Source organism: Vibrio tapetis subsp. quintayensis (assembly GCF_030409945.1).
Lineage (GTDB): Bacteria > Pseudomonadota > Gammaproteobacteria > Enterobacterales > Vibrionaceae > Vibrio > Vibrio quintayensis.
In genome coordinates, this window is the sequence record NZ_JAUFQV010000026.1 from 401407 (window position 1) to 424227 (window position 22821).

The window sequence follows — 22821 nt, forward strand, 5'->3', positions numbered from 1 at the left end:
TAGATTTTTATAAGGAAAATTTAAATGAATTTAAAACATGAAATTTACTTGGCGTAAATGTGCATGTTTTAAGTGGTGGACTTAATGATAAATTACGCGCCTTGCGAATAATGATTATTAAATAGACTTTTAAGTATTTTTATTTAGTACATTTTAGTTTTATTTTGATTCTATCGGGGTACAGGTTTTGATCGAAAAAACAGAATTAGCTTCAAAAACAGTTGTTGTTATCGGATTGGATGGAAACATTAAAGTTTTGGAGCAAGGAGAGATTCTGTATCCTGGAGAAGTGATCGTTGAGACACTCGTGGATCAAACCTTTGTTGGTGCAAAAATTGTTCAGGATGAGGGTAACGCTGATGACATATCATCTGATATTGCAGCGATTATTGACGCATTACAGACTGGAGAAGATCCGACTCAGTTAGGTGATGAATTTGCTTCGGCGGCAGGATCTAATAATGGTGGCTCTAGCTTAACGGCTTCTGGCACCATTGAGCGTACTGGTGCTGAAGTGTTGGCAAGTACATTTTTTGAAACGTCAGGTTTTCCAACGACACAGCAGGCTACCTTATTTAATTTATTTCGTGGGGTAGCATCTGACACTGAAATCGGTGCAACTCCGGCTGTGCTCAAACCAAGTATCAACGGTGGAGATCAAGGTAAGGTCATAGAAGACGAAATCTTGTTAGCTGGTGGTAAGTTGGACGTAACCGATCGCAATCCAGGTGAAGCTGAATTTACCGAGCAAACTGATGTGGCCGATGGTAATTATGGGTTATTCAGCATCGACAAAGACGGTAACTGGAGTTACAAGCTCAATAACAACCATAAAGATGTGCAAGAATTAGACTCTGACAGTGCGCCCATCGTTCGTACTATCACCGTCTCCTCTGCTGATGGCACGACTCACGATGTGACTGTCACGATTATAGGTACTGACGACAAAGCAGTGATCACACCCAATTCGCCAAATGACGATGCCGGCGCAGTGCAAGAAGACGTAACGCTAACGACTTCAGGCAACTTAAACGTGATTGACCCAGACGCAGGCGAAGCGGTGTTCATCACTCAGACTGATGTGGCGGATGGCAACTACGGCTCGTTCAGCATTGATGAAACAGGCGAGTGGAAATACACGCTTAACAACGACCATGCGGATGTTCAAGCGTTAGACGCCGACAGCAAGCCAATCGTTCGTACCATTACTGTATCCTCTGCCGATGGCACGACCCATGAAGTGACCGTAACCATCACAGGTACCGACGATAAAGCGGTGATCACACTAAACAGTCCGGCGGATGATGCAGGTGCAGTGCAAGAAGACGTGACGCTAACGACCTCAGGCAACTTAAACGTGGTTGACCCAGACGCCGGCGAAGCAGTGTTCATCACTCAGACTGATGTGGCCGATGGCAACTACGGCTCGTTCACTATCGACGAAACAGGCGAGTGGAAATACACACTTAACAACGACCATGCGGATGTTCAAGCGCTAGACGCCGACAGCAAGCCAATCGTTCGTACCATCACTGTATCCTCTGCCGATGGCACTACCACGGAAGTGACGGTCACCATCACAGGCAGTGACGATCAAGCAGTGATCACACCCAACACCCCGGCGGATGATGCAGGTGCAGTGCAAGAAGACGTGACGCTAACGACATCAGGTAACCTGAACGTGGTTGACCCAGACGCAGGCGAAGCCGTGTTTGTTGAGCAAACTAACGTCGCCGATGGCAATTACGGCTCGTTCAGCATCGATGAAACAGGCGAGTGGAAATACACACTCAACAACGACCATGCGGATGTTCAAGCGCTAGACGCCGATAGCAAGCCAATCGTTCGTACCATCACTGTAGCTTCGGCTGATGGCACCACTCACGACGTGACGGTCACCATCACAGGCAGTGACGATAAAGCCATCATCACCCCGAACTCGCCAAATGATGATGCAGGCTCAGTGCAAGAAGATGTGACGCTAACGACATCAGGTAACCTGAACGTGGTTGACCCAGACGCAGGCGAAGCCGTGTTTGTTGAGCAAACTAACGTCGCCGATGGCAATTACGGCTCGTTCAGCATCGATGAAACAGGCGAGTGGAAATACACACTCAACAACGACCATGCCGATGTTCAAGCGCTCGACGCCGACAGCAAGCCGATTGTTCGAACTATCACAGTATTCTCTGCCGATGGCACCACTCACGACGTGACGGTCACCATCACAGGCAGTGACGATAACGCCATCATCACCCCGAACTCGCCAAATGATGATGCAGGCTCAGTGCAAGAAGATGTGACGCTAACGACATCAGGTAACCTGAACGTGGTTGACCCAGACGCAGGCGAAGCCGTGTTTGTTGAGCAAACTAACGTCGCCGATGGCAATTACGGCTCGTTTAGCATCGATGAAACAGGCGAGTGGAAATACACACTCAACAACGACCATGCGGATGTTCAAGCGCTAGACGCCGACAGCAAGCCAATCATTCGTACCATTACCGTTGCTTCGGCTGATGGCACGACTCATGACGTGACGGTTACCATTACAGGCAGTGACGATAAAGCGGTCATCACACCAAACAGCCCGGCGGATGATGCAGGTGCGGTGCAAGAAGATGTCACGTTAACGACTTCTGGTAACCTGAACGTGGTTGATCCAGACGCCGGCGAAGCGGTGTTTGTTGAGCAAACTAACGTTGTCGATGGTAACTACGGCTCGCTCAGCATTGATGAAACAGGCGAGTGGACATACACGCTTAACAACGATCATGCAGATGTTCAAGCGCTCGACGCCGACAGTAAGCCAATCGTCCGTACCATTACTGTAGCTTCGGCTGATGGCACCACTCACGACGTGACGGTCACCATCACAGGCACCGACGATAAAGCGGTCATCACACCAAACAGCCCAGAAGATGATGCAGGCGCAGTGCAAGAAGACGTGACGCTGACCACTTCTGGGAATCTGAACGTGGTCGACCCAGATGCAGGCGAAGCCGTGTTTGTTGAGCAAACTAACGTCGCCGATGGCAATTACGGCTGGTTTAGCATCGATGAAACAGGCGAGTGGAAATACACGCTTAACAACGACCATGCGGATGTACAAGCACTTGATGCCGACAGTAAGCCAATCGTTCGTACCATCACTGTAGCTTCGGCTGATGGCACGACGCATGAAGTGACCGTAACCATCACAGGTAGTGACGATAAAGCGGTGATCACACCAAACACTCCGTCGGATGATGCAGGCGCAGTGCAAGAAGACGTGACGCTAACGGCATCAGGTAACCTGAACGTGGTTGACCCAGACGCAGGCGAAGCCGTGTTTGTTGAGCAAACTAACGTCGCCGATGGCAATTTCGGCTCGTTCAGCATCGATGAAACAGGTGAGTGGACATACACGCTCAACAACGATCATGCCGATGTTCAGGCTCTCGACGCCGACAGCAAGCCGATTGTTCGAACTATTACCGTAGCTTCGGCTGATGACACCACTCACGACGTGACGGTCACCATCACAGGCAGTGACGATAAAGCGGTCATCACACCAAACAGTCCGGCGGATGATGCTGGCGCAGTGCAAGAAGACGTGACGCTGACCACTTCTGGCACCCTGAATGTGGTTGACCCAGACGCAGGCGAAGCGGTGTTCATCACTCAGACTGATGTGGCGGATGGTAACTACGGCTCGTTCAGCATTGATGAAACAGGCGAGTGGAAATACACACTCAACAACGACCATGCGGATGTTCAAGCGTTAGACGCTGACAGTAAGCCAATCGTTCGAACTATCACAGTATCTTCTGCCGATGGCACTACCCATGAAGTGACGGTCACCATCACAGGTACCGACGACAAAGCGGTCATCACACCACACAGCCCGGCGGATGATGCCGGCACAGTACAAGAAGACGTGACGTTAACGACTTCTGGCAACCTGAACGTAATTGACCCTGATGCCGGCGAAGCCGTGTTCGTTGAGCAAACCAATGTGGCCGATGGCAACTACGGCTCGTTCAGCATTGATGAAACAGGCGAGTGGAAATATACGCTCAATAACGCTCATGCGGATGTTCAAGCACTAGACGCTGACAGCAAGCCAATCGTTCGAACTATCAGCGTATCCTCTGCCGATGGCACGACGCACGAAGTGACGGTCACCATCACAGGCAGCGACGACAAAGCGGTGATCACACCAAACAGCCCGACGGATGATGCAGGGGCGGTGCAAGAAGACGTGACGCTCACGACTTCAGGCAACCTGAATGTGGTTGACCCAGACGCAGGCGAAGCGGTATTCATCACTCAAACCAACGTCGCCGATGGTAACTACGGCTCGTTCAGCATCGACGAAACAGGCGAGTGGAAATATACGCTCAATAACGCTCATGCGGATGTTCAAGCACTAGACGCCGACAGCAAGCCAATCGTTCGAACTATCACCGTATCCTCTGCTGATGGTACGACGCACGAAGTGACGGTCACCATCACAGGCACTGACGACAAAGCGGTGATCACACCAAACAGCCCGACGGATGATGCAGGGGCGGTGCAAGAAGACGTGACGCTCACGACTTCAGGCAACTTGAACGTAGTCGACCCAGACGCAGGCGAAGCCGTGTTCGTTGAGCAAACCAATGTGGCCGATGGTAACTACGGCTCGTTCAGCATCGATGAAACAGGCGAGTGGAAATACACGCTTAACAATGACCATGCGGATGTTCAAGCGCTAGACGCCGACAGCAAGCCGCTCGTTCGTACTATCACCGTCTCCTCTGCCGATGGCACGACGCACGAAGTGACGGTCACCATCACAGGCACCGACGACAAAGCGGTGATCACACCAAACAGCCCTACGGATGATGCCGGTGCGGTGCAAGAAGACGTGACGCTAACGACATCAGGTAACCTGAACGTGGTTGACCCAGACGCAGGCGAAGCGGTGTTCATCACTCAAACCAACGTCGCTGATGGCAACTACGGCTCGTTTACTATCGACGAGACAGGCGAGTGGACCTACAAGCTCAACAACGACCATGCCGATGTTCAAGCACTAGACGCCGACAGTAAGCCAATCGTCCGTACCATCACTGTATCTTCGGCTGATGGCATTACCCATGACGTGACGGTCACCATCACAGGCAGTGACGATAAAGCGGTGATCACACCAAGCACCCCGGCGGATGATGCTGGCGCAGTACAAGAAGACGTGACGCTAACGACTTCTGGCAACCTGAACGTGGTTGATCCAGACGCAGGCGAAGCCGTGTTCGTTGAGCAAACCAACGTCGCCGATGGCAACTACGGCTCGTTCAGCATTGACGAAACAGGCGAGTGGAAATATACGCTCAATAACGCTCATGCGGATGTTCAGGCGCTAGACGCCGACAGCAAGCCAATCGTTCGTACTATCATCGTCTCCTCTGCCGATGGCACGACCCATGAAGTGACGGTCACCATCACAGGCAGCGACGACAAAGCGGTGATCACACCAAACAGCCCGACGGATGATGCCGGCGCAGTGCAAGAAGACGTGACGCTCACGACTTCAGGCAACCTGAATGTGGTTGACCCAGACGCAGGCGAAGCCGTGTTCGTTGAGCAAACCAATGTGGCCGATGGCAACTACGGCTCGTTCAGCATTGACGAAACAGGTGCGTGGAAATATACGCTCAATAACGCTCATGCGGATGTTCAGGCGCTAGACACCGACAGCAAGCCAATCGTTCGAACTATCACCGTATCCTCTGCCGATGGCACGACGCACGAAGTGAAAGTAACCATTAAGGGGACGGACGATAAGCCAGAATTCATCAGTGGTGCGAACGACGAAAAAGGACTGAACGCACAGGGTCAAACGGATGCTGATACGTACCGATTCGAAGTGAATGAGAACAGTGCTGGTGCAGAAGTTGGCGCAGTAAACGCGTTTGATCATGATAACGGTGACACTCTGTCTTATGTGTTAACCAACCATACCGACCTGTTTGAAATTGATAGCGTCAGTGGCGTAGTTAGCCTGAAGTCTGGTGTATCGCTCGATCATGAAAGCACGCCTAGCTATCAACTTGATGTAGAAGTCGCCGATTCAGATGGCCTGAAAGACACAGCGAAAATAGACGTAGTCGTGAAAGACATCAACGAAGCCCCTATTGCCGTTGATGATCAGGGCTTGACTACTGAAACCAAAACTCTAGATGCGAGTAACTGGGATAGCCATAAGGATATTCAAGTCAGCTATTACGTCATTGATACCAAAACAGGTGCTAAAACCGCAGACGCAACGAAGGCTGACTACGATGGCGATGGTGGTAACAGCAAGTTCGGCGTTAATTCCGCTCTTGATACCGGGACCGATAAAGTCAAAAACCAACAAATAGGTTATGACGATGCGACAGAGCAAAGTGAAGCTGTACGATTTAGCTTTGCTGAAGGTCAACTTGCCAATCACGCAGAAGTTGAATTGAAAAATCTGTGGACGGATACCAAGCACGGCAGTTGGGAGCCGGGCATAGAACGCGGTATGTGGAAAGCCTACTATCAGGGTGAAGTGATCGCTAGCGGTGTATTTGAAGGTACTGGCAGTGGTTCACCGACGGTTGTCGTTGATGCGAATGGACGATACTTCGATAGCATTGAAATGTCGGCGCTCAGCTATAAAGATGGCGTGGTCGATCCGAAAGGTTCTGAATATTTCATTACTGAAGTAAAAGCGAACCTGACGTCGTTTGATGACGCCTACCACACCCACGGTACGGGCTCGTTATCACTCGACGTACTGGCGAACGACAGTGATCCAGATAATGATGCATTGACCATTATTGATTATCCGAAGGACGGTTATTTAACCTTACAAGATGGCAAGCTAGTCTTTGATTCTGAAAAATATCTGAACACTTTGCCTGTCGATCAGCGAGATATCCAAGCTGGCGCGGTTCGTCATGTGAAGTTTGACTACACGATACAAGACGAACATGGTCTGCAGGACACCGCATCCGTAACCGTAACCATTATTGGTGAAGCTATTTCTCTGGATGATTCGCAAGTAACATTGTCGGAATCTGACTTGAATGCAGGGCAGCCGGTTGAAGCGGAAGGTGACCTTTCAGCGGATATTGGTTCGGCCAGCGACGCAACTTATCAGTTTGGTGAGAATCAAACGCTGTCTGGAATTACTTCAGAAGGTAAGGCTGTTCAATTCGAAGTTAGCAGTGATAAGGCGACGTTAACTGGGTTTGTTGGACAAGGCGCAGACCGTGTCGAAGTCTTGAAGGCAACGTTAAATTCCGAGACTGGGCACTACAAAGTTGAACAGTCGGCTCCGATCGATCATCCAGATCAAGGGGCTGATACACTGACGTTACCAATAAACATTGCAGTTAATGTAGGAACACAAACAGACACCGCGACATTGAATCTTAATGTCATCGACTCCGTTCCGACGGCGAATAATCAACATCATGTCATCAATGATGTTGAACCGCAAAATAACAGCTTGATCATTGCTTTAGATGCCTCTGGTTCCATGATGAATGTAGTCAAAGATGCTGATGGAGATGATGTAACGCGATGGGACTTGGCGAGAAACTCCATTAAAGACATGTTCGAAAAATACGATGACCTCGGTGATGTTAAGCTCAAAATAGCCACTCACAGTGGTTACCCTTCTGGAAAGGTATCAGGTTGGATTGAATCTGTTGATGATATTGATGCTTTCTTTGATTCTGTTAGGCCATCGGGTTTTACGCCATACTCTCAGGCGATAAATCAAATCAGTGACGTGCTTAACGAGCAAGAAAGCCAAGATGAAATCGCTGGGACAAACAGCCAGTTGTATTTTATCTCTGATGGTAGTCCGTCAGATTTTGATAATTGGACCAATCAAACCGATCGATATTATGTCAAAGCTCGAACGGATTTGATGGAGTATATGCAAGCAAGTGATTTTGAGAGTGACCAACGCTATCAAGACTTGCTCAATGGTCGTGTAACGCCAACTAAAGCGGAAGAGCAACTCATTCTTGAGCAGGCGATGGAAAGTGGCATTACGGTAAACGGCCATGCGTTCAATAATATTTGGTCTATAGGTATTGGTGCTGGGGCATCTTTGGAGTACTTAACGCCAATTGCGACTGACAAAGGTTCTGCGATTGTGGTCGAAGATGATGCAAACATCGGTGACGTATTGGCTAAGACGATTTCAGGCCAGTTGCAAGGCTCGATTAGTCTGTCTCATCAGGGCGAAATTGAGCAAGTGCGCAGTATTTCGATTGGCGATGATGTTTACCACTTCGATAAAGAAGCGGGTCACGTGATCAAGACTGATAAATTTAATGTTCATCACCAGTTTGAGGAAGGATCGCTTGTTAAGCTAGCAACCGAACATGGGTTTTTAACCATAAATTTTGAAAATGGATGGTATGACTATAAGGCATCTAATGTTTCGGGACATCAGCAAGAGACATTCAAGGTGGTTATTGGAGATTTTGATGGAGATACGGCAAGCAGTGAAATCGTTATCGATATTCGAGATCGTGCTACTGAAGACCTCGTCAACTCGACAACCCGACATTCAATCCTAGGGGATGACGGAAACAATACCCTAACAGGAACGGATGCGAGAGATGTGCTGGCAGGACTCGGAGGTGACGATTCTTTACACGGAGGCATCGGGAATGACATCCTGATGGGGGGGGATGAAAATGACACTTTGGTCGGGGGATTGGGTAACGATATTTTAACAGGTGGTAGTGGTCATGATGTATTCGTGTTTGATCTGCTATCAATAAGCGATACTCATTATACCGATACCATTACTGACTTTAAGCTTGGTCAAGATAAATTGGACATTAGTGATATTTTATCGAGTAACACTAGCGTGTCTCCGATGGACAATTTACTTGGTCATATCGAGGCTAAGTTTGATGGCAATCATCAAATAGCCATGACGGTTAAAACCGATGCGGGTATGACTCAAACAGTTCAAATGGACAACTTAGATCTCTCTGGGCTTGACATCTCAGCGACGTCATCTTCACATGACATTGTTGACCAGCTGTTCCAACAACAAGCCTTTAAAGTTGATTAATGAACCCATTTTGAATGTGCAAAATGTTAAATTAAGGCCAAAATCAAATAGGGATTTTGGCCTTAATCATTGGAGATCTATCTTTAACACGTGGCCAATTCGTGATTGAAACGGGCTAGTTATGTTTCAAAAAAGCGACAATCTCCTCTGCTGCCTGTTCTGGTGACTTAGTGCTGGTATCAACCACTAAATCGTAATTCATATTCTGATGGACAAGAGGGTATTCATAGGCGGCTAAACCGATGGCTCTGTCACCTCGATCTTTTTCTCGTTGATTCGCCACGTTAAGCTCACAATACACGCCAATCTTAATGACATTATATGGCGCTAATAGCGCAAGTAAGGCGTCTATCTCTTGCTTATCAATCCAAGCGTTATCAATGATTAGGCGGCAGTTTGCTTGGATTAAACCCGGAAGGCATAAGTGATAGCCTTTGACTAAGTTTGCGTAGTCGTAGCCATCTCTTGTGATTGGCGAACCTTTGATCATGGCTTGTAAATCAGTAGGTGGTAAAGCATATAAAACGCTATCAATGCTGAAGTTCAAGTACTGAGTTTTTAGCGTTTCCTGCAAAATCTTTGCGACACTGGTTTTTCCACTACTGCCGGTTCCGTTAAGTAAAATGACGTCGGGATACATGTGTTGCTCCATCAAATTAAGAACCGTTATCTTAGATGGGCAATCATATTCAAAATAAGAGGAAAGATTTATTTTCGGCGCGCTTCACAGAACAAATTGTAATGTAAACCATCTATCATTCTGAATAATATGAGATTTTAAAATCAGAAACAATGAAACCTTGTGCTGTTGCGGTTGTGATGATGCGTTGTCTAACAATTCCTTGCTTGATAATCAAACCTAACTCATCTACATTGCCTGCCGCCCCAAGGGCACACCCTAAAATGCATCCACGCTATCCTGCCTCCTTTGGTGCATTTATATTGGTGTACTAAGTACTATGCCTAACACAAATACAAATAAATCTGGATTCTTGACGGAATCTGGCTCCCTTTTGCAGCTTTCTATTCCAATTATTTTTACCCAACTGGCGACACAAGCGATGGGCTTTGTTGATACCACAATGGCCGGCCAAGTTAGCCCAGCAGATCTTGCGGCTATCGCGCTTGGTACCAGCCTATGGATTCCGGTGTCACTGCTATTACGCGGTATCATCATGGCGTTAACACCGATCGTCGCGTTTCACCGCGGTGCTAGAGACTTTAAAAACATATCCGTTGAATTGTTCCAAATGATTTGGATAGCGACGGCGGTCAGCATTGTCTTGATCGTGTATTTATTGCAAGCCGAAAACATTCTTAATGCTATTGGAGTGGCACCAGAAATTGTCCCTATCGCAAGTGATTACGCGATAGCCTTGACCTTTGGCGTTCCTGGTATTGCGCTGTTCTATGTGCTAAATGGTTTTTGTGAGGGCATGAATAACACTCGTGCACCGATGATCATTTCGGTAATTGGTTTGCTGATAAACATACCCACGAATTACATACTGATTTACGGTGAATTTGGCTTACCAGCGATGGGTGCAGTAGGTTGTGGTGTCGCGACCAGTTTGGTGTTTTGGTTGATGTCTCTCATGCTTATTAGCTACATAAAGTCACACCATCACTACAAAAAAGTGATTGATGCGAGTGATATAAAGCCAAGAAAAGACGAGATTGTACATATGCTCAAACTGGGATTCCCTATTGGTTTGAACATAGCGATCTGTGGCAGCATTTTTGCTGTGATTGCGTTGCTTATTGGCCGAATAGGTGCCGAAAACGTCGCTGCAGCCCAAATTGCTTTGAACATCTCAAGTATGACTTACATGATTCCGATGAGTCTATCATTTGGTATTACCATACGGGTTGGTCATGCTCTAGGTGCAAAAGATAACCTAGGAGCGGTTCATCGAAGTCACGTCGGAATCATTGTTGCCGTATTGCTGTCGTTGATTTCGGTGAGCGGGCTTTTACTCTTCCCTGAGTGGCTAATCGGTCTATATACGCCTGATCCTGTCATCGCTTCAACGGCGAGTTTATTGCTTGTATACACTGCGGTATATCAAATCAGCGATGCAATTCAAACCTCAGCCAATGGTGCACTTCGTGGTTACAAGGATACTAAAATACCGATGATTTTCGCAGTATTTGCGTATTGGGGAGTCGCATTGCCTTTGGGTATTATCTTAGGGATGACCGATCTCGCAGGTCCTGCAATGGGAGAGGTCGGTTTTTGGATTGGTATTATTTCGGGCCTTACGCTGGCGGCATTGTTCATGCTGATTCGTTTGAAATTTGTGATTCAATCTCATGCGTCTGCGTTAGGCAGCGAAAACCAAGTATCGGCTACTTAGGCGTCGTTATTATTTGACGTTCTTTGAATTAGAGGAAGCCCGAGAGTGCTTCCTTTTTTTTGATCTAGCGAAGCGGTAAAGTGGCCATATGCTCAACTGAGTATTAAGAAATCATTAATATGACAAATTGCTCTAATAAGGCGGTTGCACGAAAAGGTGATCTAGATCTACTATAGTTGTCACAGGTGATGGGGTTCCACCTACTTAACCGCCAATTTGGCTGATGACTCCTACAGAAACGAAAACAGGTGTATCTGTTGGTGTAGCAATGTAGATTGCTTATCGTTCTGTGGGAATACCGCCACAACCACACTTGTTTTCCTTACCATAGGAAAGCAGCATGCAATACTCTTCTGATATTCAATCCATGTGCCCAATTCAACGGGGCGATTTACATCTCTCTGCGCCAATTCCAGTCGAAGGTCGAATGGTCCGTCCAACAGACGTGATCGCTATTTCGGGTTTAAGTCATGGAGTCGGTACTTGTGCTCCTCAGCAAGGTGCAGCCAAAATCACGCTTAACGTCAAGCAAGGCGTTATTGAAGAAGCACTTATTGAAACGATTGGGTGTTCAGGCATGACACATTCTGCAGCGATGGCTTCTGAAATATTGCCTGGAAAAACGATTATGGAAGCACTCAACACAGATTTGGTGTGTGATGCAATCAATGTCGCGATGAGAGAAATCTTCCTTCAGTTTGTATACGGTCGTACACAATCCGCTTTTTCTGAAGATGGATTAGAAATTGGTGCAGGGCTAGAGGATTTGGGTAAAACCGTAAGAAGCCAAGTTGGTACAAGCTATTCTACACGCCTTAAAGGAGCGCGTTATATGGAATTAGCAGAAGGTTATGTCACTGCATTAGCGTTAGATGAAGACGATGAAATTATCGGGTATGAATATTTGAACCTAGGAAAAATGATGGCTCTGATTGGGCAGGGCGAATCGGCCGAGAGTGCAATGGTCGAAGCGAAAGGAACATATGGCCGTTTCGATGAAGCCGTTAAAACCATCAACCCACGTCAAGCATGATCAGAGGCTCTACTATGAACAATCAAGCGATCCAAATCCTAAAAGACATGAACTTTTGTAATATCGAACAAGCATACCAATACTGCTTATCTAATGGCATTGATGCTAAAGAAATGGTGCTCGATACACAGCCCATCGCGTTTGATAATGCGTGTGACGCATATACCTTGGGTACTGCTCTCGCGCTATTTCGACACAATCAAAACGCCGAATCTGCGGCACTGAGTATTGGAGAGGGCCTGCAAGCATTTTGTAAACCAGGCAGTGTTGCGGCTCAACGGCGCGTAGGCCTAGGTCATGGAGCCCTTGCAGCTCGTTTATTAAATGAAGAAACAAAGTGTTTTGCTTTTTTAGCGGGTCATGAGTCATTTGCTGCTGCTGAAGGCGCAATAAAAATAGCGTTAAACGCCAATAAGTCGCGTAAAACCCCAATAAAAGTGATCCTCAATGGATTGGGTAAAGATGCCGCTTATCTTATCTCTCGCATAAATGGTTTTACTTATGTAAGAACTGAATACGATTATGAAACTGGGGAGCTAAACGAAGTCAGTCGTAAACGTTTTTCGAAAAGTTTACGTGGTGACATTCTCTGTTACGGTGCTGATGATGTCAGAGAAGGCGTGGCAATCATGCACAGAGAAGACGTTGATGTGAGTATAACGGGTAACTCGACTAACCCAACCCGATTTCAACACCCTGTCGCAGGGACGTATAAATTAGAAAGACTAAACCAAGGAAAACTGTACTTTTCGGTGGCTTCAGGTGGCGGCACTGGCCGTACCCTTCATCCAGATAATGTAGCTGCAGGCCCTGCTTCGTATGGTTTGACGGATACGATGGGCAGAATGCATGCGGATGCCCAGTTTGCTGGTAGCTCCTCTGTACCTGCTCATGTTGCCATGATGGGTTTCATTGGAATGGGCAACAACCCTATGGTAGGTGCAACGGTCGCACTTGCGGTTGCGGTGGAACAACAAGGGCAGCATTAAGTGGCTTAATGGTACGGCTAAGATAGACACAAAGCTCAATAGAAGATTTACATTGTAAATTTTAGCAAAAATGCAAGGCATCCAAACAAGTTGGGATTTAAAAGGGGAAATGTAAAGGTTTGATTATTACTCTTTTATTGTTTTCCAATGTTATGCATACTAAAACCAACCAAAAATGCTAAAAAATATTCATATCCGAGATTTTTAGCCCCCTATAATTGGTTACCTAATCCCACGTCTAGTCAACGTGGGATTTTTTATTATCTCACTTAACTTGATTCCTAAAAGAGCGCTCAGCCTTAGTGCGGCTTTGTCTAAGAAATTATTTAGGTAATCTATAATTGATGCAAAGCACTTTCTTTTAGAAACGAGTAAAGTACAAAGAGAGGTTTCTGATGAATCCACTATTGAATCATCCCCGAATCGTTTGACGCGATGTGTTCTGAGCGTGAACATATCGCCACTGTTACTGTCAGTTCATTAATTGGCATAACGTTCCGTGGCAAAAGTTTAAATCTATACAGAGAATCTTGTCATGAAAGAAAAACATTGGTCTAAATTCCAGTTACTGCATGAAGTGGTAACGAACGAAAACATCACCGTTAAAGGTAAACACAGTTACTACAGTGATTGCTGGGACAACGGGTTCGAAGAGTCGGTGGTTCGCTATCTTCATGGAGATAAAATAAGCCGCGAGTGGGAACCAAGATGGGAGATCGACAAACTCCATATTGGTGATTACGTCTGTATTGGTGCAGAGGTCGTCATCCTCATGGGAGGTAACCATACTCACCGAGCGGATTGGTTTTGTTTATACCCATTTATGGATGTGATCGACCAAGCGTACGTTTCTAAAGGCGATACGCACATACATGATGGCGCTTGGCTAGGAATGCGAGCGATGATCATGCCGGGCGTTACTATTGGTGAGGGAGCGATCATAGCGGCAAACAGCGTGGTTACAAAAGACGTTGCGCCTTATAGTATCGTTGGTGGAAGCCCTGCAAAGCTGGTCAAGCACCGTTTTGATGAAGAGACAGTACAACAGCTGCTTTCGATGAATATCTATGATTGGCCCGAGGCCAAATTTGAAGCGTTAAAACCTTACTTGTGTGATTCGAATTTGAGTCAATTAGCCAGTGCAGTAGAAGCCTACGATCAGGTTGCTAAGTAACCATTTTAAAACCATGGTGGCTAGTGTCACCATGGTTTTTTACATCATTATTGTTTCGCTTAACCTTTGGGTGCTAGCTCATTTAACAAGAAGCGCATCACTGGACCTTGCTGTGCGTTCGCTTTCCAAATGAGGTCGATAACGCTGTGCATATTGGTTTTTTTAAACTCAGGGTTGAACTCAATCAAAGTACCGAGCGCGAGTTTTTCCAAAGACATCTGTTTAGGTAAAAATGCCCAGCCAATTCCTTGCTCTACTAGGCGAACCATGTCGTCTTGATCGGATGCAGTCCAAATATCTTGAGAAATTTTCCCTGTCGCACTTAATAGCGGGTTAATCATCATGCTGTCACAAGCTATTTGTCTTTTTGATATCAAGGTTTCGTTGTCAACTTCGTCCAAATCGGCGAGTTCTGAGTCTGGGCTACAAACACAAATCCACTCTACTTGCTCTATGGCGATGAACTCCAGATTATCGGGTATGCCTTTATGAGTAATATGTAGCCCGAGATTTACCTCTTCACTGAGTAACAAGCTGGTTATTTGTTCGTTGTTATATTTCGCTATGTGTATTTGAGTATAAGGAAACTGCTGAGCCAGCTTTTCCAAAGTCGAATCAATCACATCAAATGGCACCAACGGGTCGATCGCTATTTTAAGTTCGCCCTCCACCTCATTCACAACTTCTTGAGCGTAGCTTTGAATTCGTTCCGCTTGACGTATTAATACCTTGGCTTGGGCATACAAACGCTCCCCCTGCGGTGTTAAGTTCGGGTATTTGGTACTTCTATCAAACAACGTAACACCGAGATCCAGTTCCAGATTGTTAACTCCGATACTGACCGAGCTTTGGCTTTTGCCAAGGTGCCGTGCGGCAGCAGAAAAAGAGCCTTTTTCGGCAGCTGCAACAAATGCAGCCAATTGATCCATGTTGAGCATTGGTCCACCTATTCGATAACCCGTTAGATACTAATTCGATCTATTAAAGCTCATTTGTGATGATTAAGCCATACAAGATATCCATGAAAGAGAGCATTATTATGAAAAAGACACTTCTAGCAGTACTTATCTGTGCGACAAGCGCAACAACAATGGCACAGGAAGCGCCTAAAGAAGACATCAATTATGGAGATCCAACAGCAAGCTTTAGCACCGTTGGTGTGAGTGGTACCGACCGTGCAGGGCAAGTGAACATGATGTACGGAGCTGGCTCTAACATTTTTTCGTTTGACCTTGGTTATGATGCGAAAGTTAAAAATGTCGAAGACCGACTTAACTACCGTGGCCGCTATTTTCACGTAACTGATGGCCTAGGTTACTCGGTTGACGTGCTGGGCGGTGTGAATAACACGACGGTACTTGGTGGCTTGATATACAAAATGCCAGTTTCTGATAATGTAACCGTATTCCCTATTTTATCAGCGGGTTACTCTGCTACTAAAGATGGAAAAGACAAGCTTGGCATGGCGAAAGACAGCGGCTTAGCACAAGCGGGTGTGTATGCGATGTATGCGTTTGATGATGGACACTGGTTATATGCCAACCCTAAAACAACCTATCATGTAGAGGGTAAGCAATTTGTAAATCAGATTGAAGTAGGTGGTGGTTTGATGACGTCAGCGGTGACTTCTGTTGGTTTCAAATTGGAACACACAACAGAAATTAAGAAAACGTCTAACAACAGCTTAGATAAAGATCAAAAAGCCGACACGGTAGCTTGGTTGCAGGCTAACTACTACTTCTAAGTAAGCACGATACCTTTGAAAGTAAAAAATCCCAGCAAATAACGTGCTGGGATTTTTACTTCTTGCTTATTATTCTGGCCTTTAGCTCTTAATGATCTAAGTACAAGTAGTTCTGCCAACTTTTCATTCTAATTAATACTTTACGCATGATAGAAACATGAGTGAAGCTATCAGAATAAATAGCGATTTCGGCATTGCTACCCATTGGTAAATGGTACTCAGACAAATCATCGGTGATGCGAAGTTTTACCATAGCGCGCCCATTACTGCGCAACGCGCTTGTGGTAAGCAAACTACCTGACGCTTGTATTTGCCCCTCACCAATCGCAGGAATCACTTCTACGATTTCACCAGTAAACACTCGGCCAGGTAGTGCTCTGAACAAAAACTCGGCTTGGAAACCAGGTTGTAATCGTTGCAGAGAGTTTTGACGAAAAGCGCCCACGTAGAACTTGTCTTCAGTGTGAACAAATGTCATTACTGGACGAAGTGGGATGGGTACCGCCATCATTCCTGGACGGAGTGCAAGTTGAGTGACGTATCCGTCTGTTGGTGCTTTAACAACGGTTTCGTCAAAGTTAAATTGAGCTTGTTCCAGCTCAGCTTTTCTTTGGGCAACCGTGGTGTTTTCACCATCAATTTCAGAAGTAAATGCCAGTTCCGCTTGTTTGGTATTAGCGATGGCCGCTTCCAAACTGGCTTGAGCTGCTTTATAAGCTTGACGACGAGTATCCACTTGTTGCTCGGTAAACGCGCCTTTGGCGAAGCCTTTTTCGTATCTTGCAAACTCTCGTTTGACTTTATCTCTGTCCGCTTCCGCTTTAATGGAACCCGCTTGAGCTTCTTTGTACTCAGATTCGAGTGTTAAAGCATCTTGTTGCGCAGCAGCCAACGCGGCTTTTTTACGGATCAACTCAGCCTTGAATGGCGTTGGGTCGATCTTGAATAAAACATCGCCTTTATTCATTGGCGTATTCGCCTGAGCATTTACCTCGATAACCTTGCCCTTAACGCTTGGGACAATTGGTGTCGTTGTATAGTATTGACCGCCAAGTTGCGTAAATGGGTGATTATAGTTCATCAGCAGAATAAGCGTACCAATAAGAACGACACCGCCAAGAACTGCAGTTGGGACTGTCCACTTGTTTAGTGGGATCTTGAAAATCTTAAAAATAGCGATGCACATCGCGGCATAGGTGAGAATCAGCAGTAAATCCATTATTTCTCTCCTTCTGATGTGCTCGGAGCATCAACGGCCGGGGAGTTGATTGGCTGAGCCTTGGTTGACTGTAAATTTTGCACTTGTTCTTCCAAGCTTTTAACTTGGTCAATTAATACGTCCACTCGGTGATGAATATCGTGTTGCTCTTCTTCCAATTTGTGAAAGCCCCAGCCACGCTCTTTGCGCCAAAGGGTTGCCCAAATCCAAAGGAATGGCCAAATAGTATGTAATGTGAATAAGCTTACCCAACCGGAAACGTGGATGGCATCTTGATGAGGGTGGTTGCGTTCTTTTGCTATCTCGTAAGGGATGTCGTGAATGACAATGATGCCGTAGAAAATAACGAGGGCAACAAAGATCAGAAGCACAAGGGCAAAGTAATCTAAAAACATAATCGATCCTTGATTTATTATGGTTAATGATAGATTAGCAATACTTTATCTATTTGAAAAATAATAATTTACATGCATGTTGATTAATTGGTTTTTGTCGGTTTCTATATCCGATTTAACAACGGACTCTCTTGATTAACTTTGTCACGCTTTATACAGTGAGGAAAAAGTGAGGTTACGATGTATATAGGTGAGTTAGCTGCGGTATCGGCGGCAATAGTGTGGGCAGTAGCAACCTGGATTTATAGCCAGTTTAGTCATCAGTTTTCTGCGCTGCAGCTTAATATTGTTAAAGGCACGGTCGCGTCGGCAATGATGCTGTTGGTGATGCCATTTATGCCAATGCCTACGATGGCGATTGGCTCTGACCACTTAATGATCTTGGCTATCTCTGGTGTCATCGGCATTGCGATTGGCGATAGTGCCTACTTTGCAGCCCTTAAACGTATAGGTGCGAATAAAACACTGTTACTAGAATCTCTCGCACCTCCTTTGTCTGGTGTTTTGGCTCTAATTGCCCTTGGGTCTAGCTTGAGCATACAAAGCTGGCTTGGTGTCTTGATCACAACACTGGCCGTGACGTTTGTTATGTTTAAACCCGACACGACGGGGGAGAAAACCTCGGCATCGGGTATTGGCTTTGGCTTGTTAGCCAGCGTATGCCAAGCTACGGGTGTTGTTATTTCTCATTACGCTTTGGTGGCAGGTGATGTGCCACCACTTTTGGGGGCGCTGATTCGTTTAGCCGTTGGCGTTTTCGCAGTGATGATTTGCATTAATTTTCTTGAGAAAAAGCCATATCCCACGTTGATCCGTAACGCCAGAAGCTTAACCAAAAGAGCTCGGTATGTTTTGCTGGCTGCTATTTTCGTTGGCACCTTTTTGGCGTTATGGTTACAACAAATCGCACTTAAGCATGCCAATCCAGCCGTTGCTCAGACTCTCATTGCAACAAGTCCGCTCTTTATTTTGTTTATCTATTATTGGAAAGGTGAACCGATAGGGAAAAGTGCAGTATTAGGCACGCTAGCAGCGATCGGTGGTATCTCGTTGTTCTTCCTTTAATCATCAGAGTAAGTTTAATCCTTGTTAAAGAATTTGACTGAACTTACAGTATTTGGAGTAACAATTTGTTAACATTATTTCGAAAGTTCCACATGAGTTACGGATGACAAAAATAATAAAAAGGAGTGCAAAATGACAAAAGAAGAGTTTGAAACAATGTTTCCCTGTATCACCGATATCAAAGTCGCGTGGGGAGAAATGGATGCGTTAAATCATGTCAATAACGCGGTCTATTTTCGATATTTTGAAATCGCGAGGTTAGAGTATTTTAACCGAGTTCAGTTAATGGAATCGATGTACGCGACCAATATTGGGCCAGTGCTTGGTTCAACTAACGCGAAATACTTCCTGCCAGTCACTTATCCAGATACTTTGCATATTGGCACAAAAGTCGTCAATATTGCCGATGATCGCTTCGATATGGAATATCAAGTGTTTAGCTCGAAGCAAGGGAAAGTGGTCACTAAAGGTGAAGCGCAAGTTGTGATGTTTGACTTTACGACTCACCAAAAAGCGCAACTATCCACCACGTTAAAACAAGAAATGTCAGAGATGGAACTAATGTCGCTTTCTTGATGCCACTAGATAATTTCAGTAATACCCCAGCCAAGTCGCCGCGGTCTTTTTTGTAAAAAAACACGTTAATTAATTTGGCAGTGCGAATGCTGCCATTTTGATTTTATTATCAGCTTAATTTCCATTCTGTCGTTAACCCTAACCTTCAAATGGTCTTACTCAGACCCCTTGCTCTCTATAGAGTCTCTGCTTTCCGCCACTCGTCATATTTGGCTCACAGTCTTGTCATTATTAACATTACTTAGTGTGTGGTGCTGCTTAATTAGGTGATTTATTAGCGAAATATCTGCATGCATATCGAAGATTGTTTCTTGAACATATCGGAATAAGAACCTAGCTTTATTAACATTGATGCAACAATCGTGTATTGAGCAGGGAGCGATCATGGGAGGGAACACCTTTTGAGAAGATCAGGATCTTTATGGCTATTGGCTGCATGTTTTTCTCCAGCGGGTTGGAGCGAAAGCCAGTTCAATATGACCAAAGGTGTCACTCAAATAAGTGCTCAAGTTTACGAACTGCACATGTTGATATTTTATATTTGCGTGGCAATAGCGGTTATTGTGTTTGGCGTAATGTTTTATTCAATTCTTAAGCACCGAAAATCTCAAGGTGCTGTCGCTGCAAACTTTCATGAAAGCACCAAGGTCGAGATCATCTGGACCGTCATTCCTATCATTATTCTTATTGCTATGGCAATTCCTGCGACAACCACACTTATTGCGATGGAAGATACCAGCAAATCCGATATTACCGTTAAGGTGACAGGGTCACAGTGGAAGTGGCACTACAGCTATTTTGGTGAGGATGTGGAGTTCTACAGTTTCATGAGCACCAGTTCAAAGCAGATTGAAGGGGAGGAAGTAAAAGGTGCTCACTACTTGCTGGAAGTGGATAACCCGTTAGTCGTGCCCATTAATCGAAAGATCCGTTTCCTATTTACTTCTGACGATGTGATCCACTCATGGTGGGTGCCGGACTTCGCGGTTAAAAAAGACACCGTTCCCGGTTTTATTAACGAGTCGTGGACCAAAATAGACAAGCCAGGAGTGTATCGCGGCCAGTGCGCTGAGTTGTGCGGTCGCAATCACGGTTTCATGCCAATCGTGGTGCATGCGATGGAAGAAAAAGAGTTTGATGTATGGCTGGCCGAACAAAAAGTACTTGCACAAGCAACAAAATTGGCAGAACAACAGGCACTAGCGAGCACTCGTAGCATGGAAGAGTTAATGACCTTGGGCGAGAAAGTCTACCTTGATCGTTGTAGCGTGTGTCATCAACCAACAGGTGCTGGTCTCGCTGGTGTATTCCCCGCATTAAAAGACAGCCCTGTGGCCCTAGGGGACGTCACGACACACATTGATGTTGTCGCAAATGGCGTAGCGGGCACGGCGATGCAAGCCTTTGCAGATCAATTGAGTGAGGAAGAAATCGCCGCCGTTGTCACCTACGAGCGTAATGCCTGGGGTAACAATACCAACGACGTGGTGCAAGCATCGGACGTTAATCAACTAGGTGTTAAGGAAGCGCAATGAGTGAGACTAATGAGAATTTAACTAACCAAAGCGCAGATCCTAGTTACGGAGGCGAACAAAATGCCGAGCATGATCATGAGGTTCACCATGGCGCGCCAAAGGGATTAGGGCGCTGGCTCTATTCAACGAATCATAAAGACATTGGCACGCTTTATCTCTGGTTTAGCTTCTGCATGTTTTTGACGGGTGGTTTCTTCGCGATGCTCATTCGTGTGGAGCTGTTTCAGCCGGGCTTACAATTTCTCGAACCCAACTTGTTTAATCAGATGACCACCATGCATGGCTTGATCATGGTGTTTGGTGCGGTAATGCCTGCCTTTGTTGGTTTAGCGAATTGGATGATCCCGCTGATGATCGGCGCGCCTGATATGGCACTGCCACGAATGAACAATCTGAGCTTTTGGATTCTGCCATTCGCATTTTTAATTCTTCTCAGTTCATTATTCATGGAAGGTGGTGGCCCGAATTTTGGGTGGACGTTCTACGCACCGCTATCAACCACTTACGCTCCAGACAGTACGGCTTTGTTTGTGTTTAGCGTCCATATCATGGGGATCAGCTCGATCATGGGCGCAATTAACGTGATTGTAACCATATTCAATATGCGTGCTCCCGGTATGACCTTAATGAAAATGCCAATGTTCGTTTGGACGTGGCTCATTACCGCATTTTTGCTTATCGCCGTGATGCCTGTTTTGGCCGGGGCAGTGACCATGATTTTGACGGATAAGTACTTTGGCACCAGCTTCTTTGATGCCGCAGGTGGGGGGGATCCTGTGATGTTCCAGCACATTTTCTGGTTCTTTGGCCACCCAGAAGTGTACATCATGATATTACCGTCGTTTGGCATCATCTCAGCCATTGTGCCTGCGTTCAGCGGTAAGAAGTTGTTTGGTTATCATTCCATGGTGTACGCAACGTGCAGTATCGCTCTGCTGTCATTTTTGGTTTGGGCACATCACATGTTTACCACAGGTATGCCGGTGTTTGCCGAGCTATTCTTTATGTATTGCACCATGTTGATCTCTGTTCCAACCGGGGTGAAAGTCTTTAATTGGGTCGCGACTATGTGGCGAGGTTCATTAACGTTTGAAACGCCCATGTTGTTCGCCATCGCCTTTATTGTTCTGTTCACGATAGGTGGTTTTTCCGGGTTAATGTTGGCGATCGTCCCGGCTGATTTTCAGTACCACGATACATATTTCGTGGTGGCCCATTTTCACTATGTTCTGGTGTCTGGCGCTGTATTTTCCATTATGGCTGCTGCCTACTATTGGCTGCCGAAGTGGACGGGGCATATGTATGACCAACGTTTGAGTTTGTGGCATTTCTGGTGTTCGGTCATATCTGTCAATATTCTGTTTTTCCCGATGCACTTCTTAGGCTTGGCTGGTATGCCAAGACGAATTCCCGATTACGCGATTCAGTTTGCTGATGTAAACCAAATTGTTTCTATTGGCGGGTTTGCTTTTGGTTTATCACAGCTAATCTTCCTTTGGTTAGTGATTAAGTGCGTGCGCGGTGGTGAGAAAGCACCGGCGAAAGTTTGGCAAGGTGCTGAGGGATTAGAGTGGACGGTAGCAAGTCCTGCGCCACATCATACGTTTGAAACGCCTCCGAAAATTGAGAGTTAGGAGCAC

14 protein-coding genes and 1 riboswitch are annotated in these 22821 nt (G+C 46.0%); of the genes, 10 read left to right on the forward strand and 4 right to left on the reverse strand.

All coding sequences use genetic code 11. The annotated features are described in order from the left end of the window. The first annotated feature begins 187 nt into the window (after positions 1-187). Positions 188-9094 carry a VCBS domain-containing protein gene (locus QWZ04_RS12355; protein ID WP_290328416.1) on the forward strand — a complete coding sequence of 2969 codons (8907 nt, stop codon included), beginning with the start codon at positions 188-190 and terminating at the stop codon, positions 9092-9094. A gap of 115 nt (positions 9095-9209) precedes the next feature. On the opposite strand, the gene QWZ04_RS12360 is transcribed toward QWZ04_RS12355, so the two are convergent. Continuing rightward, positions 9210-9734, reverse strand: coding sequence for a chloramphenicol phosphotransferase CPT family protein (locus tag QWZ04_RS12360; RefSeq protein ID WP_290328418.1), 525 nt, complete (start codon positions 9732-9734; stop codon positions 9210-9212). A 319-nt stretch (positions 9735-10053) separates the two neighbouring features. On the opposite strand from QWZ04_RS12360, the gene QWZ04_RS12365 reads away from it, so the two are divergent. The 4 genes from QWZ04_RS12365 (at position 10054) to QWZ04_RS12380 (ending at position 14647) form a co-directional block, all read left to right on the forward strand. Further along, positions 10054-11451 (forward strand): MATE family efflux transporter, encoded by a 1398-nt coding sequence (locus QWZ04_RS12365; protein ID WP_290328419.1) that lies wholly within the window; start codon positions 10054-10056, stop codon positions 11449-11451. Between the two features lie 175 nt (positions 11452-11626). Further along, a riboswitch (Fluoride riboswitch) is annotated at positions 11627-11691 on the forward strand. 100 nt (positions 11692-11791) lie between these two features. Next, positions 11792-12484: an iron-sulfur cluster assembly scaffold protein gene (locus tag QWZ04_RS12370; RefSeq protein ID WP_290328420.1), complete on the forward strand. Its 693-nt coding sequence runs from the start codon at positions 11792-11794 to the stop codon at positions 12482-12484. A gap of 14 nt (positions 12485-12498) precedes the next feature. Next, a complete protein-coding gene (locus QWZ04_RS12375) occupies positions 12499-13473 on the forward strand; it encodes a GGGtGRT protein (RefSeq protein ID WP_290328421.1) in 975 nt (324 codons plus the stop codon). A gap of 535 nt (positions 13474-14008) precedes the next feature. Beyond that, positions 14009-14647, forward strand: a complete 639-nt coding sequence (locus QWZ04_RS12380; protein ID WP_102524837.1) for a CatB-related O-acetyltransferase — start codon at positions 14009-14011, stop codon at positions 14645-14647. 59 nt (positions 14648-14706) lie between these two features. Here QWZ04_RS12380 and QWZ04_RS12385 read toward each other — a convergent pair whose 3' ends face one another. Next, a complete protein-coding gene (locus QWZ04_RS12385) occupies positions 14707-15585 on the reverse strand; it encodes a LysR family transcriptional regulator (RefSeq protein WP_290328422.1) in 879 nt (292 codons plus the stop codon). A gap of 101 nt (positions 15586-15686) precedes the next feature. Here QWZ04_RS12385 and QWZ04_RS12390 point away from each other — a divergent pair, with 101 nt between their 5' ends. Continuing rightward, positions 15687-16391, forward strand: a complete 705-nt coding sequence (locus QWZ04_RS12390; protein ID WP_290328423.1) for a hypothetical protein — start codon at positions 15687-15689, stop codon at positions 16389-16391. 88 nt (positions 16392-16479) lie between these two features. Here the strand turns inward: QWZ04_RS12390 and QWZ04_RS12395 are convergent, their stop codons facing one another. Together QWZ04_RS12395 and QWZ04_RS12400 are read right to left on the reverse strand one after the other, a co-directional pair. After that, positions 16480-17610, reverse strand: coding sequence for an HlyD family secretion protein (locus tag QWZ04_RS12395; protein ID WP_290328424.1), 1131 nt, complete (start codon positions 17608-17610; stop codon positions 16480-16482). Beyond that, positions 17610-18005, reverse strand: a complete 396-nt coding sequence (locus QWZ04_RS12400; RefSeq protein WP_290328425.1) for a DUF3302 domain-containing protein — start codon at positions 18003-18005, stop codon at positions 17610-17612. The genes QWZ04_RS12395 and QWZ04_RS12400 overlap by 1 nt, the downstream gene beginning before the upstream one ends. A 180-nt stretch (positions 18006-18185) precedes the next feature. Between QWZ04_RS12400 and QWZ04_RS12405 the strand changes: the two genes are divergently transcribed. The 4 genes from QWZ04_RS12405 (at position 18186) to ctaD (ending at position 22815) form a co-directional block, all read left to right on the forward strand. Further along, positions 18186-19070 (forward strand): DMT family transporter, encoded by an 885-nt coding sequence (locus tag QWZ04_RS12405; protein ID WP_290328426.1) that lies wholly within the window; start codon positions 18186-18188, stop codon positions 19068-19070. Between the two features lie 132 nt (positions 19071-19202). After that, on the forward strand, positions 19203-19646 hold the full coding sequence (locus QWZ04_RS12410; protein ID WP_290328427.1) for an acyl-CoA thioesterase: 444 nt from the start codon (positions 19203-19205) through the stop codon (positions 19644-19646). Between the two features lie 428 nt (positions 19647-20074). Beyond that, positions 20075-21181 carry a cytochrome c oxidase subunit II gene (coxB, locus tag QWZ04_RS12415; protein ID WP_290328782.1) on the forward strand — a complete coding sequence of 369 codons (1107 nt, stop codon included), beginning with the start codon at positions 20075-20077 and terminating at the stop codon, positions 21179-21181. Continuing rightward, positions 21178-22815 (forward strand): cytochrome c oxidase subunit I, encoded by a 1638-nt coding sequence (gene ctaD, locus QWZ04_RS12420; RefSeq protein ID WP_290328428.1) that lies wholly within the window; start codon positions 21178-21180, stop codon positions 22813-22815. The genes coxB and ctaD overlap by 4 nt, the downstream gene beginning before the upstream one ends. The last annotated feature ends 6 nt before the right edge of the window (positions 22816-22821 follow it).